Origin of the sequence: Pseudomonas batumici (assembly GCF_000820515.1) — a bacterium.
GTDB lineage: Bacteria > Pseudomonadota > Gammaproteobacteria > Pseudomonadales > Pseudomonadaceae > Aquipseudomonas > Aquipseudomonas batumici.
Window position 1 is genome coordinate 1 of the sequence record NZ_JXDG01000063.1, and the last position, 16,560, is coordinate 16,560.

The 16,560-nt window shown below is 57.3% G+C and carries 13 protein-coding genes and 1 tRNA gene; all 14 read right to left on the minus strand.

Translation table 11 applies throughout. The features are described from left to right. A partial coding sequence (locus UCMB321_RS24650) for an elongation factor Tu (protein ID WP_040071292.1) occupies positions 1-824 on the minus strand: 824 nt, incomplete at its 3' end. 30 nt (positions 825-854) lie between these two features. Continuing rightward, positions 855-2,957, minus strand: coding sequence for an elongation factor G (gene fusA / locus UCMB321_RS24655; protein ID WP_040071284.1), 2,103 nt, complete (start codon positions 2,955-2,957; stop codon positions 855-857). A 30-nt stretch (positions 2,958-2,987) separates the two neighbouring features. Further along, on the minus strand, positions 2,988-3,458 hold the full coding sequence (gene rpsG / locus UCMB321_RS24660) for a 30S ribosomal protein S7 (RefSeq protein WP_040071285.1): 471 nt from the start codon (positions 3,456-3,458) through the stop codon (positions 2,988-2,990). Positions 3,459-3,578: 120 nt separating this feature from the next. After that, positions 3,579-3,950: a 30S ribosomal protein S12 gene (gene rpsL, locus UCMB321_RS24665; RefSeq protein ID WP_003186084.1), complete on the minus strand. Its 372-nt coding sequence runs from the start codon at positions 3,948-3,950 to the stop codon at positions 3,579-3,581. Between the two features lie 218 nt (positions 3,951-4,168). Then, the gene (rpoC, locus tag UCMB321_RS24670; RefSeq protein WP_040071286.1) at positions 4,169-8,368 is read right to left on the minus strand and encodes a DNA-directed RNA polymerase subunit beta'; all 4,200 of its coding nucleotides are present in this window, start codon (positions 8,366-8,368) and stop codon (positions 4,169-4,171) included. A gap of 64 nt (positions 8,369-8,432) precedes the next feature. Next, positions 8,433-12,506, minus strand: a complete 4,074-nt coding sequence (rpoB, locus tag UCMB321_RS24675; RefSeq protein ID WP_040071287.1) for a DNA-directed RNA polymerase subunit beta — start codon at positions 12,504-12,506, stop codon at positions 8,433-8,435. A gap of 221 nt (positions 12,507-12,727) precedes the next feature. Then, positions 12,728-13,093 carry a 50S ribosomal protein L7/L12 gene (gene rplL, locus UCMB321_RS24680; protein WP_008018200.1) on the minus strand — a complete coding sequence of 122 codons (366 nt, stop codon included), beginning with the start codon at positions 13,091-13,093 and terminating at the stop codon, positions 12,728-12,730. Positions 13,094-13,171: 78 nt separating this feature from the next. Further along, positions 13,172-13,672: a 50S ribosomal protein L10 gene (gene rplJ, locus UCMB321_RS24685; protein WP_040071288.1), complete on the minus strand. Its 501-nt coding sequence runs from the start codon at positions 13,670-13,672 to the stop codon at positions 13,172-13,174. A gap of 200 nt (positions 13,673-13,872) precedes the next feature. Next, positions 13,873-14,568, minus strand: a complete 696-nt coding sequence (gene rplA / locus UCMB321_RS24690; protein WP_040071289.1) for a 50S ribosomal protein L1 — start codon at positions 14,566-14,568, stop codon at positions 13,873-13,875. Next, entirely contained in the window at positions 14,568-14,999 is a 432-nt protein-coding gene (gene rplK / locus UCMB321_RS24695) for a 50S ribosomal protein L11 (RefSeq protein ID WP_007933726.1), read from the minus strand. Before rplK ends, rplA begins: the two co-directional genes overlap by 1 nt. A 117-nt stretch (positions 15,000-15,116) precedes the next feature. Further along, a complete protein-coding gene (gene nusG / locus UCMB321_RS24700; protein WP_010443972.1) occupies positions 15,117-15,650 on the minus strand; it encodes a transcription termination/antitermination protein NusG in 534 nt (177 codons plus the stop codon). Between the two features lie 9 nt (positions 15,651-15,659). Next, positions 15,660-16,028: a preprotein translocase subunit SecE gene (gene secE / locus UCMB321_RS24705; RefSeq protein WP_040071290.1), complete on the minus strand. Its 369-nt coding sequence runs from the start codon at positions 16,026-16,028 to the stop codon at positions 15,660-15,662. A gap of 45 nt (positions 16,029-16,073) precedes the next feature. Then, positions 16,074-16,149 (minus strand) — tRNA-Trp (locus UCMB321_RS24710). 54 nt (positions 16,150-16,203) lie between these two features. After that, a partial coding sequence (locus UCMB321_RS24715; RefSeq protein ID WP_040071291.1) for an EF-Tu C-terminal domain-related protein occupies positions 16,204-16,560 on the minus strand: 357 nt, incomplete at its 5' end.

Consider the following 16,560-nt stretch of genomic DNA (forward strand, 5'->3'; position numbering starts at 1 on the left):
CCAGCACGACCTTCGTCGAGCAGTTTGCGGAACATTTCAACACCGGTGCAGGTGGTGGTGCTGGTTTCACGCAGACCAACGATTTCCAGGGCGTCTTGAACGCGAACGATACCGCGCTCGATACGACCAGTTACAACAGTACCGCGACCCGAGATCGAGAACACGTCTTCGATTGGCATCAGGAATGGCTTGTCGGTCAGACGAACTGGCTCTGGGATGTAGCTGTCCAGGGTTTCAACCAGTTTACGAACGGCAGAGGTGCCCATTTCGTTGTCGTCTTTACCTTCCAGCGCCATACGCGCGGAACCGATGATGATTGGAGTGTCATCACCTGGGAAGTCGTAAGTGCTCAGCAGGTCGCGCACTTCCATCTCAACCAGTTCCAGCAGCTCAGCGTCGTCTACCAGGTCAGCCTTGTTCAGGAAAACCACGATGTACGGAACGCCCACCTGACGGGACAGCAGGATGTGCTCACGGGTTTGTGGCATCGGACCATCGGCGGCCGAGCAAACCAGGATCGCGCCGTCCATCTGGGCAGCACCGGTGATCATGTTCTTCACGTAGTCAGCGTGACCTGGGCAGTCAACGTGAGCGTAGTGACGAATGTTCGAGTTGTACTCAACGTGCGCGGTGTTGATGGTGATACCGCGAGCTTTCTCTTCTGGAGCGCTGTCGATCTTGTCGAATTCAACGACTGCAGAACCGAAAACTTCGGAGCAAACGCGAGTCAGAGCAGCGGTCAGAGTGGTTTTACCATGGTCAACGTGACCGATGGTGCCAACGTTGACGTGCGGTAGGGAACGATCAAATTTTTCTTTAGCCACGACAATTAACTCCTAGCCTAAAGGGCTGAATCAGCCTTGTTTTTTAACGAGAGCTTCGACGATGTTCGACGGAGCTTCGGAGTATTTGGAGAATTCCATAGAGTAGCTCGCGCGACCCTGGGACATGGAACGAACGTCGGTCGCATAACCGAACATCTCGCCCAACGGAACCTCGGCGCGGATCACCTTGCCGGAAACCGTGTCTTCCATACCCTGGATCAGACCACGACGACGGTTCAGGTCACCCATCACGTCACCCATGTAGTCCTCAGGTGTTACAACTTCTACCTTCATGATCGGCTCAAGTACAACACCGCCGCCCTTGGACGCGAGTTGCTTGGTCGCCATGGAAGCAGCCACCTTGAACGCCATCTCGTTGGAGTCGACGTCGTGGTAAGAACCATCGAACACAGTAGCCTTCAGGCCGATCAGCGGATAACCGGCAACAACGCCGTTCTTCATCTGCTCTTCGATACCCTTCTGGATAGCCGGGATGTATTCCTTCGGAACCACACCGCCCACTACTTCGTTCACGAATTGCAGACCTTCCTGACCTTCGTCAGCAGGTGCAAAACGGATCCAGCAATGGCCGAACTGACCACGACCGCCGGACTGACGAACGAACTTGCCTTCGATTTCGCAGTTCTTGGTGATCTTCTCACGATAAGAAACTTGCGGTTTACCGATGTTGGCTTCTACGTTGAACTCGCGCTTCATGCGGTCAACGAGAATGTCCAGGTGCAACTCACCCATACCCGAGATGATCGTCTGACCAGTCTCTTCGTCGGTTTTGACGCGGAAAGACGGGTCTTCCTGGGCGAGTTTGCCCAGAGCGATACCCATTTTTTCCTGGTCATCCTTGGTCTTAGGCTCAACGGCAACCGAAATAACCGGCTCCGGGAAGTCCATGCGAACCAGGATGATTGGCTTGTCAGCGGAGCACAGGGTGTCACCGGTGGTGACGTCCTTCATGCCGATCAGGGCCGCGATGTCGCCAGCGCGTACTTCCTTGATCTCTTCACGGGTGTTGGCGTGCATCTGCACCATACGACCCACGCGCTCTTTCTTGCCCTTGACCGAGTTGATCACGCCGTCGCCGGAGTTCAACACGCCCGAGTAAACGCGAGCGAAGGTCAGGGTACCCACGAATGGGTCGGTAGCGATCTTGAACGCCAGAGCCGAGAACGGCTCGTTGTCGTCTGCATGACGCTCCATGGCGATGTTCTCGTCATCCGGGTCGGAACCCTTGATGGCAGGAATGTCGACCGGCGCAGGCAGGTAGTCGATAACGGCGTCGAGAACCAGGGGAACACCCTTGTTCTTGAAGGAAGAACCGCAAACAGCCAGAACGATCTCACCAGCGATGGTACGCTGACGCAGAGCGCCCTTGATTTCCTCGATGGAGAGCTCTTCGCCTTCGAGGTACTTGTTCATCAGCTCTTCGTTGGCTTCGGCAGCAGCCTCAACCATGTTGCTGCGCCACTCTTCAGCCAGCTCCTGCAGTTCAGCAGGGATAGCTTCGCGACGAGCAACCATGCCCTTGTCGGCGTCGTCCCAGTAGACGGCTTCCATGGACATCAGATCGATCTGACCCTGGAAGTTGTCTTCGGAACCGATAGCCAACTGGATAGGCACCGGAGTGTGACCCAGACGCTGCTTGATCTGACCGACTACGCGCAGGAAGTTTGCGCCAGCACGGTCCATCTTGTTCACGTAAACCAGACGTGGAACACCGTACTTGTTGGCCTGACGCCATACGGTTTCAGACTGAGGCTCAACACCGGAAGTACCGCAGAACACCACGACCGCACCGTCGAGTACACGCAGCGAACGCTCTACTTCAATGGTGAAGTCAACGTGGCCGGGGGTATCGATGATGTTGAAGCGGTGTTTCGGGAACTGCTTGGCAGAACCTTCCCAGAATGCGGTGGTCGCAGCGGAGGTAATGGTGATACCCCGCTCCTGCTCCTGCACCATCCAGTCCATGGTCGCGGCGCCATCATGCACCTCGCCCATTTTGTGGTTTACGCCCGTGTAAAACAGGACGCGCTCGGTGGTCGTGGTTTTACCCGCGTCCACGTGAGCAACGATACCAATGTTCCGGTAGCGTTTAATATCGGTTGTACGAGCCATAAAGCCCTCGCAAAATGAGTGACGCTAAAATTAGAAGCGGTAGTGCGAGAAAGCCTTGTTGGCTTCAGCCATACGGTGCACGTCTTCACGCTTCTTAACTGCAGCACCTTTACCTTCAGCGGCGTCCAACAGTTCGCCAGCCAAACGCAGAGCCATGGACTTCTCGCCGCGCTTGCGGGCGAAGTCTACCAACCAGCGCATTGCCAGAGCGTTACGACGGGACGGACGAACTTCGACCGGAACCTGGTAAGTAGCACCGCCTACACGGCGCGACTTCACTTCGACCAGCGGAGCGATGGCGTCGAGTGCTTTCTCGAAGAGTTCCAGGGGGTCACCGTTCTTGCGCTCTTTCACTTTTTCCAGCGCGCCATAAACGATACGCTCGGCCACGGCTTTCTTGCCGCTCTCCATCACGTGGTTCATGAACTTGGCGAGAATCTGGCTACCGTATTTCGGATCGTCCAGAATCTCACGTTTGGCTGCTACACGACGTCTTGGCATTGATAAGCCCTCAAACGGTCTTCAGGTTAGCCCGGGAACATGACACCCAGTGGATGCAAGCCCGACCTTACTCTTATCGACTCAGAAAAATAAAAATCAGTTACTGCAGCAAACGGCCGATTACTTCGGACGCTTGGTACCGTATTTCGAACGACCTTGGTTACGACCTTTGACGCCGGAGGTATCCAGGGAGCCGCGAACGGTGTGGTAACGAACACCTGGCAAGTCTTTTACACGACCGCCACGGATCAGCACCACGCTGTGCTCTTGCAGGTTGTGGCCTTCACCGCCGATGTACGAGGAAACCTCGAAACCGTTGGTCAGGCGCACACGGCATACTTTACGCAGTGCCGAGTTAGGTTTTTTCGGCGTGGTGGTGTACACACGGGTGCACACGCCACGACGTTGCGGGCAGTTCTGCAGCGCAGGTACGTCGGATTTCTCGACGATACGCTTACGCGGCTGACGTACCAGCTGGTTGATAGTTGCCATCTACTAGCTCCACTGTTGTCTTGCGACGCTATTGTCTTGCAAGAAAAGCAAAATGGCAGGAACGAACTCCCGCCAAATTTAGGGGTACAAGAGTCTAAAGAGGATCTTGTCCCCAGTCAAGACAAGGCCCCGGTCTCCTCACGCCGGCCATCGCAACAAAAAATGTCGCGATGGCGTTGACGGAGGCTACCAGGGCCCTGTTCTCACTATTGCAGAACTCAGTTACCGCTTGAGTTCAGCGCTTCGGTCAGTGCAGCTTCCACTTCACTGGCGCTTACGCGCAACGGTTTGTCCGCATCACGGCGACGCTTGCGCTCGCTGTGATAAGCCAGACCGGTACCGGCCGGGATCAGACGACCCACGACCACGTTTTCCTTCAGGCCGCGCAGGTAATCGCGCTTGCCGGTAACGGCCGCTTCGGTCAGTACGCGGGTGGTCTCTTGGAAAGAGGCCGCGGAGATGAACGATTCGGTCGACAACGACGCCTTGGTGATACCCAGCAACACGCGAGTGAACTTGGAGACAAACTTGTCTTCCGCGCCCAGACGCTCGTTTTCCACCAGAACCTGGGTCAGTTCCATCTGGTCGCCCTTGATGAAACTGGAGTCGCCCGACTCGGAGATCTCAACTTTACGCAGCATCTGACGCAGGATGGTCTCGATGTGCTTGTCGTTGATCTTCACGCCTTGCAGACGGTAAACGTCCTGGATCTCGTTGACGATGTACTTGGCCAGCGCGCTCACACCCAGCAGACGCAGGATGTCGTGCGGATCGCTCGGACCGTCGGAGATAACTTCGCCGCGGTTCACTTGTTCGCCTTCGAAGACGTTCAGGTGACGCCACTTCGGAATCAGCTCCTCGTACGGATCGCTGCCGTCGTTCGGGGTAATGACCAGACGGCGCTTGCCCTTGGTCTCTTTACCGAACGCGATGGTGCCGCTGACTTCAGCCAGAATCGAGGCTTCTTTCGGACGACGGGCTTCGAACAAGTCGGCAACACGCGGCAGACCACCGGTGATGTCGCGGGTTTTCGAAGTTTCCTGCGGGATACGCGCGATAACGTCACCGATCGCGATCCGCGCACCGTCCGCTACACCGACCAGGGCGTTGGCTGGCAGGAAGTACTGAGCGATTACGTCAGTGCCTGGCAGCAACAGATCCTTGCCGTTGTCGTCGACCATCTTCACCGCAGGACGGATGTCCTTGCCGGCTGCCGGACGGTCTTTCGCGTCGAGTACTTCAATGTTGGTCATACCGGTCAATTCGTCAGTCTGACGCTTGATCGTGATGCCTTCTTCCATGCCCACGTAGGTCACGGTACCTTTCATTTCGGTAACGATCGGGTGAGTGTGCGGATCCCACTTGGCCACGATGGCGCCAGCGTCGACCTTGTCACCCTCTTTAACCGAAATCACCGCACCGTACGGCAGCTTGTAGCGCTCGCGCTCACGACCGTAGTCGTCAGCGATGGCCAGCTCACCGGAACGGGATACTGCAACCAGGTGACCATCCACGCGCTCAACGTGCTTCAGGTTGTGCAGACGGACGGTACCGCCGTTCTTCACCTGAACGCTGTCGGCCGCCGAGGTCCGGCTTGCCGCACCACCGATGTGGAACGTACGCATGGTCAGCTGGGTACCCGGCTCACCGATGGACTGGGCAGCGATAACGCCGACCGCTTCACCGATGTTCACCTGGTGACCACGTGCCAGATCACGGCCGTAGCACTTGGCGCAGATGCCATAACGGGTTTCACAGCTGATCGGCGAACGCACGATCACTTCGTCGATGCTGTTCAGCTCGATGAATTCAACCCACTTCTCGTCGACCAGGGTGCCGGCAGGAACGATAACGTCCTCGGTACCCGGCTTGAATACGTCACGGGCGATGACTCGACCCAGAACGCGCTCACCCAACGGCTCTACAACGTCGCCGCCTTCGATGTGCGGCGTCATGAGCAAGCCTTGCTCGGTGCCACAGTCGACTTCGGTTACCACCAGATCCTGCGCCACGTCTACCAGACGACGGGTCAGGTAACCGGAGTTCGCGGTTTTCAACGCGGTATCCGCAAGACCCTTACGAGCACCGTGAGTGGAGATGAAGTACTGGAGTACGCTCAAACCTTCACGGAAGTTCGCGGTGATCGGCGTCTCGATGATGGAACCGTCCGGCTTGGCCATCAGGCCACGCATACCGGCCAGCTGACGGATCTGTGCAGCGGAACCCCGCGCACCCGAGTCAGCCATCATGTACATCGAGTTGAAGGACTCCTGCTCGACTTCGTCGCCATGACGGTCGATGACCTTCTCTTTCGAGAGGTTGGCCATCATCGCCTTGGACACTTCGTCGTTCGCCTTGGACCACAAGTCGATGACTTTGTTGTACTTCTCGCCCTGGGTCACCAGGCCGGAAGCGTACTGGCTTTCGATTTCCTTCACTTCGTCGGTAGCGGTACCGATGATGCGGGCTTTTTCATCCGGGATAACGAAGTCGTTAACACCGATGGAAACGCCGGAAATGGTCGAATAGGCAAAACCGGTGTACATCAACTGGTCAGCGAAGATCACGGTCTCTTTCAAACCAACCACGCGGTAGCACTGGTTGATCAGCTTGGAGATCGCCTTCTTCTTCATCGGCAGGTTGACGACGTCGAACGACAGACCCTTTGGAACCACCTGGAACAGCAGCGCACGGCCGACAGTGGTGTCGACGATACGGGTGTTCTGGACGCTGCCGCCATCACGGTCGTTCACGGTTTCGGTGATACGAACCTTGATCTTGGCGTGCAGCGCGGCTTCGCCGGCGCGGAATACGCGGTCGACTTCCTGCAGGTCCGCGAAGACACGACCTTCGCCCTTGGCGTTGATCGCTTCACGGGTCATGTAGTACAGACCCAATACAACGTCCTGCGACGGAACGATGATCGGCTCACCGTTGGCTGGCGACAGGATGTTGTTGGTCGACATCATCAACGCACGCGCTTCCAGCTGGGCTTCCAGCGTCAGCGGTACGTGCACGGCCATTTGGTCGCCGTCGAAGTCGGCGTTGTACGCAGCACAGACCAGAGGGTGCAGTTGGATAGCCTTACCTTCGATCAGTACCGGTTCAAACGCCTGGATACCCAGACGGTGAAGGGTCGGTGCACGGTTGAGCAGTACGGGGTGTTCGCGAATCACTTCGGCGAGAACGTCCCAGACCTCTGGCAGTTCGCGCTCGACCATTTTCTTGGCCGCTTTGATGGTGGTCGCCAGACCACGCATTTCCAGCTTGCCGAAAATGAACGGTTTGAACAGCTCGAGGGCCATCTTCTTCGGCAGACCGCACTGGTGCAGACGCAGGGTCGGACCTACGGTAATTACCGAACGACCGGAGTAGTCAACGCGCTTACCGAGCAGGTTCTGACGGAAACGACCTTGCTTACCCTTGATCATGTCGGCCAGGGATTTCAGAGGACGCTTGTTCGAACCGGTGATGGCGCGACCGCGACGACCGTTGTCCAGCAGGGCATCCACAGCTTCCTGCAGCATACGCTTTTCGTTGCGCACGATGATGTCAGGCGCGGACAGGTCCAGCAGGCGCTTCAGACGGTTGTTACGGTTGATCACTCGACGATACAGATCGTTGAGGTCGGAAGTCGCGAAGCGACCGCCATCGAGCGGAACCAGTGGACGCAGGTCTGGCGGCAGAACCGGCAGAACGGTCAGCACCATCCACTCTGGCAGGTTGCCGGAACCCTGGAAGGCTTCCATCAACTTCAGACGCTTGGACAGCTTCTTGATCTTGGTTTCGGAGTTGGTTTGCGGAATTTCTTCGCGCAGACGGCCAATCTCGTGTTCCAGGTCGATCGCGTGCAGCAGTTCGCGGACAGCTTCGGCACCCATGCGGGCGTCGAAGTCGTCACCGAACTCTTCGAGGGCTTCGAAGTACTGCTCGTCGTTCAGCAGCTGGCCTTTTTCAAGGGTGGTCATGCCTGGATCGATAACGACGTAGCTCTCGAAGTAGAGAACGCGCTCGATATCACGCAGGGTCATGTCCATCAGCAAGCCGATACGGGACGGCAGGGACTTCAGGAACCAGATGTGGGCAACCGGCGAAGCCAGTTCGATGTGCGCCATGCGCTCACGACGAACCTTGGCCAGGGCGACTTCAACGCCGCACTTCTCACAGATCACACCGCGGTGCTTCAAGCGCTTGTACTTACCGCACAGGCACTCGTAATCCTTTACCGGGCCAAAGATCTTGGCGCAGAACAGGCCGTCACGCTCAGGCTTGAACGTACGGTAGTTGATGGTTTCCGGCTTTTTAACTTCACCGAACGACCACGAACGGATCATCTCAGGCGAGGCCAATCCGATACGGATGGCGTCGAACTCTTCGACTTGACCCTGGTTTTTCAGCAAATTCAGTAGGTCTTTCAAGGCCTTTCCTCCTGGCGGAGCAGAGAGCGGGCGGTACGGCCCCGCTCTCGATTCGCGTCACGTGTTATTCGGTTTCCAGATCGATATCGATGCCGAGGGAACGAATTTCCTTGATCAACACGTTGAAGGACTCGGGCATGCCCGGCTCCATACGGTGATCGCCGTCCACGATGTTTTTGTACATCTTGGTCCGACCGTTCACATCGTCCGACTTCACTGTGAGCATTTCTTGCAGAGTGTATGCCGCGCCGTATGCTTCCAGCGCCCAGACCTCCATCTCCCCGAAACGCTGACCACCGAACTGCGCCTTACCACCCAGCGGCTGCTGGGTAACCAGGCTGTACGAACCGGTAGAACGCGCGTGCATCTTGTCGTCTACCAAGTGGTTCAGCTTCAGCATGTACATGTAGCCAACGGTGACCGGACGCTCGAACTTGTTGCCGGTACGACCATCGAACAGCTGCATCTGGCCGCTTTCCGGCAGGTCCGCCAGTTTCAGCATGGCCTTGATTTCAACTTCCTTGGCACCGTCGAACACTGGGGTGGCCATTGGCACGCCAGCCTTGAGGTTATGCGCCAGGTCCAGGATCTCCTGGTCGGAGAAGCTGTCCAGGTCCTCGTTGCGACCGCCGATCTCGTTGTAGATCTCGTGCAGGAACTTACGCAGGTCAGCGACCTTGCGCTGCTCCTCGATCATGCGGTTGATCTTCTCACCCAGACCTTTGGCCGCCAGGCCCAGGTGGGTTTCGAGGATCTGACCGACGTTCATACGCGAAGGTACGCCCAGCGGGTTGAGAACGACGTCGACCGGGGTGCCATTGGCATCGTGCGGCATGTCTTCAACCGGCATGATCACCGAGACCACACCCTTGTTACCGTGACGACCGGCCATCTTGTCGCCCGGCTGGATGCGACGACGGATTGCCAGGTAGACCTTGACGATCTTCAGGACGCCCGGAGCCAGGTCATCGCCCTGCTGCAGCTTGCGCTTCTTGTCTTCGAACTTGTCGTCCAGCATGCGGCGACGATCAACGATGTAGGCCTGGGCCTTCTCGAGTTGCTCGTTCAGCGCGTCTTCAGCCATGCGCAGCTTGAACCACTGGCCATGCTCAAGACCATCGAGCACTTCGTCGGTGATTTCCTGGCCTTTCTTCAGGCCAGCACCGCCTTCGACCTTGTGGCCAACCAGCGCGGCACGCAGACGCTCGAAGGTCGCGCCTTCGACGATGCGGAACTCTTCGTTGAGGTCCTTGCGGATCTCGTCCAGCTGGCTCTTCTCGATGGACAGCGCACGGCTGTCGCGCTCGACGCCATCACGGGTGAAGACCTGTACGTCGATGACGGTGCCCTTGGTACCGGTCGGTACACGCAGGGAGGTGTCTTTGACGTCGCTGGCCTTCTCACCGAAGATCGCACGCAGCAGTTTTTCTTCCGGAGTCAGTTGGGTCTCGCCTTTCGGAGTGACCTTGCCGACCAGGATGTCGCCCGGGCCGACTTCGGCGCCGACGTAGACGATACCGGCCTCGTCCAGCTTGTTCAGTGCGGCTTCACCCACGTTCGGGATGTCCGCAGTGATTTCCTCTGGGCCAAGCTTGGTGTCACGGGCCACACAGGTCAGTTCCTGGATGTGGATCGTGGTGAAGCGGTCTTCCTGAACAACGCGTTCCGACAGGCAGATGGAGTCTTCGAAGTTGAAGCCGTTCCATGCCATGAAGGCGATACGCATGTTCTGACCCAGTGCCAGTTCACCCATGTCGGTGGACGGGCCGTCGGCCATGATGTCGCTGCGCTGAACGCGATCACCCTTGCTCACCAGCGGACGCTGGTTGATGCAGGTGTTCTGGTTCGAGCGGGTGTACTTGGTCAGGTTGTAGATGTCGACACCGGCTTCACCGGTTTCAACTTCGTCATCGGCAACACGAACCACGATACGGCTGGCATCGACGGAGTCGATCACGCCGCCACGACGGGCCACGACGCAAACGCCGGAGTCACGGGCAACGTTGCGCTCCATGCCGGTACCTACCAGCGGCTTGTCGGCACGCAGGGTCGGTACAGCCTGACGCTGCATGTTGGAACCCATCAACGCACGGTTGGCGTCGTCGTGCTCGAGGAACGGGATCAGCGACGCTGCAACCGAGACAACCTGCTTCGGCGAAACGTCCATCAGGGTGACGTCTTCCGGCGCCTTGACGGTGAACTCGTTCAGGTGACGTACGGCTACCAGCTCGTCGACCAGCACTTTCTGCTCGTTCATGGTCGCCGAAGCCTGGGCGATCACGTGATCGGCCTCTTCGATGGCGGACAGGAACACGATCTCGTCGGTGACCAGGGCGTCTTTCACCACACGGTACGGGCTTTCCAGGAAGCCGTACTGGTTGGTGCGCGCATAGGCGGCCAGGGAGTTGATCAGACCGATGTTCGGACCTTCCGGCGTTTCGATCGGGCAAACACGACCGTAGTGCGTCGGGTGTACGTCACGGACTTCGAAGCCCGCGCGCTCACGGGTCAGACCACCTGGGCCGAGTGCGGAGACACGACGCTTGTGGGTGATCTCGGACAGCGGGTTGTTCTGGTCCATGAACTGGGACAGCTGGCTGGAACCGAAGAACTCTTTCACCGCCGCAGCCACTGGCTTGGCGTTGATCAGGTCTTGCGGCATCAGGCCTTCGCTTTCAGCCATCGACAGGCGTTCCTTGACCGCGCGCTCAACGCGCACCAGGCCAACACGGAACTGGTTCTCGGCCATTTCGCCTACGCAGCGAACACGACGGTTACCCAGGTGGTCGATGTCGTCGACGATGCCTTTGCCGTTACGGATGTCGACCAGGGTCTTGAGGACCGCGACGATATCGTCCTTGTTCAGCACGCCCGAACCTTCGATCTCGGTACGACCGATACGACGGTTGAACTTCATCCGGCCGACCGCAGACAGGTCATAACGCTCAGGGCTGAAGAACAGGTTGTTGAACAGGGTCTCGGCGGCATCCTTGGTCGGCGGCTCACCAGGACGCATCATGCGATAGATCTCGACCAGCGCTTCCAGTTGGTTGCTGGTGGAGTCGATCTTCAGCGTGTCGGAGATGAACGGACCGCAGTCGATGTCGTTGGTGTACAGCGTTTCGATGCGAACGACCTGGGCCTTGGCGATTTTCGCCAGGATCTCGGTGTTCAGCTCGGTGTTGCATTCGGCCAGGATTTCGCCGGTAGCCGGGTGCACGATGACCTTGGCGGTGGTGCGGCCCAGGACGTAGTCCAGCGGCACATCCAGCTCTTTGATCCCGGCTTTTTCCAGCTGGTTGATGTGGCGAGCGGTAATACGACGGCCCTGCTCGACAATCACCTTGCCTTTGTCGTCCTGGATATCGAGGACGGCGATTTCACCGCGCAGGCGCTGAGGCACCAGCTCCAGGCTCAGGCTCTCGCCCTTCACGTGGAAAACGTTGGTGGTGTAGAACGCGTCCAGCACTTCTTCGGTGGTGTAGCCCAGTGCGCGCAGCAGCACGGAAGCCGGCAGCTTGCGACGACGGTCGATACGCACGAAGACGCAGTCTTTCGGGTCGAACTCGAAGTCCAGCCACGAACCGCGGTAAGGAATGATCCGCGCGGAGTACAGCAGTTTGCCGGAGCTGTGCGTCTTGCCGCGGTCGTGGTCGAAGAACACGCCCGGGGAACGGTGCAGCTGGGAAACGATCACGCGCTCGGTACCGTTGATCACGAAGGTACCGTTCTCGGTCATCAGGGGGATTTCACCCATGTAGACTTCTTGCTCTTTGATGTCCTTGATCGCTTTGTTCGACGATTCTTTGTCGAAAATGATCAGGCGCACTTTTACCCGCAAAGGTACGGCGTAAGTCACACCGCGCAATACGCATTCTTTGACATCAAATGCCGGTTCGCCCAGACGATAACCGACGTACTCCAGCGCAGCATTGCCGGAGTAGCTGATGATCGGGAAAACGGATTTGAAGGCCGCATGCAGGCCCACGTCGCGGAACTGATCTTTAGTCGCTCCCGCCTGCAAGAATTCACGATACGAATCCAGCTGGATGGCCAGGAGGTACGGCACATCCATGACGTCCGGCAACTTGCTAAAGTCCTTGCGGATACGTTTTTTCTCAGTGTATGAGTAAGCCATCAGCGTTCCCCAGCTTGGTCACCTGCTTGTTTGGCCCCTCCCCGACAGGAGCAGCCAGAAAATCGTGCAAACCCCATGGTTTGCGCCACCGCATCGGGTGGTTGAAGCACGTTAAAGGCACCGACCGGGTCGGTCGCCAGTAACGGAAAAAGGCCGGTGGCAAGAGCCACCAGCCATCAGCCTGTCGCTTAACGCTCGGGCTGGAGACGCAAGGTCAGAGCTTACTTCAGCTCGACTTTAGCGCCTGCTTCTTCCAGTGCTGCTTTGGCTTTGTCAGCTGCGTCTTTGGCAACAGCTTCCAGAACCATGGCAGGAGCGCCGTCAACTACAGCCTTGGCTTCTTTCAGGCCCAGACCGGTCAGTTCACGTACAGCCTTGATCACGTTAACTTTCTTCTCGCCAGCTTCGGTCAGCATGACGTTGAATTCGGTTTGCTCTTCAACAGCGGCAGCAGCAACAGCTGGGCCAGCGGAAGCAGCAGCAGCGGTAACGCCGAATTTTTCTTCGAAAGCTTTGATCAGTTCAACAACTTCCATTACGGACATGTTGCCAACGGCTTCAAGGATATCGTTTTGAGAGATAGACATGACTCTAATTCCTGAATTGGGGGACGGCCTACGCGACCATCGAAAAAAACAAAAATACGCGAAAAGGAGTGCCGAGCCTTAGGCTGCTGCAGCTTCTTTCTGGTCGCGAATCGCCGCCAGAGTACGAGCCAATTTGCTGGTAGCGCCTTGAATCACGCTCATCAGCTGGGAGATTGCTTCGTCACGGGTCGGCAAGGTTGCCAGTACGTCGATCTGATTCGCTGCGAGGAACTTGCCCTCGAACGCAGCTGCCTTGATCTCGAACTTGTCCTGACCTTTTGCGAATTCCTTGAAGATACGAGCAGCAGCGCCCGGATGTTCTTTGGAGAATGCAATCAAGGTCGGGCCTTTGAACACGTCGTTGAGGACCGAGTACTCGGTGCCTTCAACAGCGCGCTTGAGCAGGGTGTTACGTACGACACGTACGTATACGCCAGCTTCGCGGGCCTCTTTACGGAGTCCGGTCATCGCGCCTACTGTTACGCCACGGGCATCGGCCACGACAGCGGACAGAGCGACTTTGGCAGCCTCGTTGACTTCAGCGACGATGGCCTTCTTGTCTTCGAGTTTAATTGCCACGGGTTTAACTCCTGCTTGTTACCGTTTCATCTGGCCGAAGCCGGATGTCGTTTTGGTGTCTGATTCGGTAAGGAACCGGGAGCACCATCTGCGTAGGCTTGAGGTTTAAGACTTGCGCCGCCTACGGTCTTGGATAGCCCCCGCCAGGCAGGGACCCCAATCTTTTTCGATTGGCGCAATCGCTTGCGCCAATCCCAGTCTTACGCGTCCAGCGAGCCTTGGTCGATGACCAGACCTGGGCCCATGGTGGTGCTCAGGGTAACGCGCTTGACGTAGATACCTTTCGAGGAAGCTGGCTTGATACGCTTCAGGTCAGCGATCAGGGCTTCAACGTTTTCCTTCAGCTTGACGGCGTCGAAGCCGACCTTGCCAACGGAAGTGTGGATAATGCCGTTTTTGTCGGTGCGATAACGAACCTGACCGGCCTTGGCGTTCTTAACAGCGCCAGCGACGTCTGGAGTTACGGTACCGACTTTAGGGTTAGGCATCAGGCCACGTGGACCGAGGATCTGACCCAGTTGACCTACAACACGCATTGCGTCCGGGGAAGCAATGACCACGTCATAGTTCAGGTCGCCGCCTTTCATTTCGGCAGCCAGGTCGTCCATGCCAACGCGATCGGCGCCGGCAGCCAGAGCGGCTTCAGCAGCCGGGCCCTGGGTGAACACGGCAACGCGAACGGTCTTGCCAGTGCCGTGTGGCAGCACGGTAGCGCTACGTACGACCTGGTCGGATTTACGTGGGTCAACACCCAGGTTTACAGCAACGTCAACGGACTCGCTGAACTTGACAGTCGACAGCTCGGTCAGCAGAGCGGCAGCTTCTACAAAGTTGTAGGCCTTGCCTGCTTCGATTTTGCCGGCGATAGCCTTTTGGCGCTTGGTCAGCTTAGCCATTACACACCCTCCACGTTAAGGCCCATGCTACGAGCAGAACCGGCGATGGTGCGCACGGCTGCTTCCATATCAGCTGCAGTCAGATCCGCGTTTTTGGTTTTCGCGATTTCTTCCAGCTGAGCACGGGTAACGGTGCCAACCTTAACGGTGTTCGGACGAGCGGAACCGCTGGTCAGGCCGGCGGCCTTTTTCAGCAGAACCGAAGCCGGGGTGGACTTGGTTTCGAAAGTGAAGCTGCGGTCACTGTAGACAGTGATGATCACAGGGGTCGGCAGACCTGGCTCAAGACCCTGGGTACGGGCGTTGAAGGCCTTGCAGAATTCCATGATGTTCACGCCGTGCTGACCCAGAGCTGGACCGACGGGTGGGCTAGGGTTGGCCTGGGCGGCCTTCACTTGCAGCTTGATGTAAGCGGTAATCTTCTTGGCCATGAGGCACTCCAATTACGGGTTCGAACGCCTCGAGAGGCTCCCCGGTTACTTGCGCGTTTATCCCAGTGACGACAAAACCCCACAGCCTTGGACTGTGGGGTTGGGATGCTTGCTCAGCTAGACCTTTTCGACCTGGCTGAATTCCAACTCTACCGGAGTAGAGCGTCCGAAAATGAGCACGGCCACCTGGATGCGGCTCTTTTCGTAGTTGACCTCTTCGACGGTGCCGTTGAAATCAGCGAACGGACCATCGGTAACACGTACGACTTCGCCCGGCTCGAACAAGGTCTTCGGCTTCGGCTTGTCGCTACCATCAGCAACACGACGCAGAATGGCTTCTGCCTCCTTGTCGGTGATCGGCGCAGGCTTGTCGGCGGTACCGCCGATGAAGCCCATCACCCGAGGCGTGTCCTTGACCAAGTGCCAAGTCCCCTCGTTCATATCCATCTGCACCAGCACATAGCCAGGGAAGAATTTACGCTCGCTCTTGCGCTTCTGGCCATTACGCATTTCCACTACTTCTTCAGTAGGGACCAGAATTTCGCCGAAGCCATCTTCCATGCCTGCCAGCTTTACACGCTCGATCAACGAGCGCATGACATGCTTCTCGTAACCCGAGTAAGCATGCACAACGTACCAACGCTTAGCCACGGGACACCCTTAGCCAACAATCAAGGAAACAAGCCAGCCGAGCAGGGAATCAAGCCCCCACAACAGCAACGCCATAACCAGAACAACAGCCACCACGATCAACGTGGTCTGCGTGGTTTCTTGGCGAGTCGGCCATACGACTTTACGAATCTCGGTACGGGCTTCCTTGGCGAGCACGAAGAACGACTTGCCTTTCGCAGTCTGCAGGCCTACAAAGGCAGCTACAGCAGCGATGACAAGCAGAGCCAGCACGCGATACAGGATCGGCGAACCATGATAATACTGGTTGCCGACGACACCAATCACCACCAAAGCGACTACGACGAGCCACTTGAGAAGATCGAAGCGAGAGCCTTGGGCTTCAGCGTTGGAGGTCATCTATGAAGATCCTGTGAAAAGAAAGCCAGATACACCGAGTGAATCTGGCAGGTCAGGAGGGAATCGAACCCCCAACCTACGGTTTTGGAGACCGTCGCTCTGCCAATTGAGCTACTGACCTAAAACTTGAATCAGGCCGACCATTATGTCGGCCCGAGAGAGGTATTTCAACTACTTATTCGATTACTTTTGCTACGACGCCGGCGCCGACGGTACGACCACCTTCACGGATAGCGAAACGCAGACCGTCTTCCATCGCAATGGTCTTGATCAGGGTGACAGTCATCTGGATGTTGTCACCTGGCATTACCATTTCAACGCCTTCTGGCAGCTCGCAGTTACCGGTCACGTCAGTCGTACGGAAGTAGAACTGTGGACGGTAGCCTTTGAAGAACGGAGTATGACGACCGCCTTCTTCCTTGCTCAGAACGTAGACTTCTGCGGTGAACTTGGTGTGCGGCTTAACCGAACCTGGCTTGACCAGAACCTGGCCACGCTCAACGTCGTCACGCTTGGTACCACGCAGCAGAAC

Bases quoted from the DNA above. Each gene is read 5' to 3' on its own strand.
- fusA (WP_040071284.1), bottom strand. From the start codon at position 2,957: ATGGCTCGTACAACCGATATTAAACGCTACCGGAACATTGGTATCGTT.
- rplA (WP_040071289.1), bottom strand. From the start codon at position 14,568: ATGGCTAAGCTGACCAAGCGCCAAAAGGCTATCGCCGGCAAAATCGAA.
- secE (WP_040071290.1), bottom strand. From the start codon at position 16,028: ATGACCTCCAACGCTGAAGCCCAAGGCTCTCGCTTCGATCTTCTCAAG.
- rplK (WP_007933726.1), bottom strand. From the start codon at position 14,999: ATGGCCAAGAAGATTACCGCTTACATCAAGCTGCAAGTGAAGGCCGCC.
- rpsG (WP_040071285.1), bottom strand. From the start codon at position 3,458: ATGCCAAGACGTCGTGTAGCAGCCAAACGTGAGATTCTGGACGATCCG.
- rpoB (WP_040071287.1), bottom strand. From the start codon at position 12,506: ATGGCTTACTCATACACTGAGAAAAAACGTATCCGCAAGGACTTTAGC.
- rpsL (WP_003186084.1), bottom strand. From the start codon at position 3,950: ATGGCAACTATCAACCAGCTGGTACGTCAGCCGCGTAAGCGTATCGTC.
- rplL (WP_008018200.1), bottom strand. From the start codon at position 13,093: ATGTCTATCTCTCAAAACGATATCCTTGAAGCCGTTGGCAACATGTCC.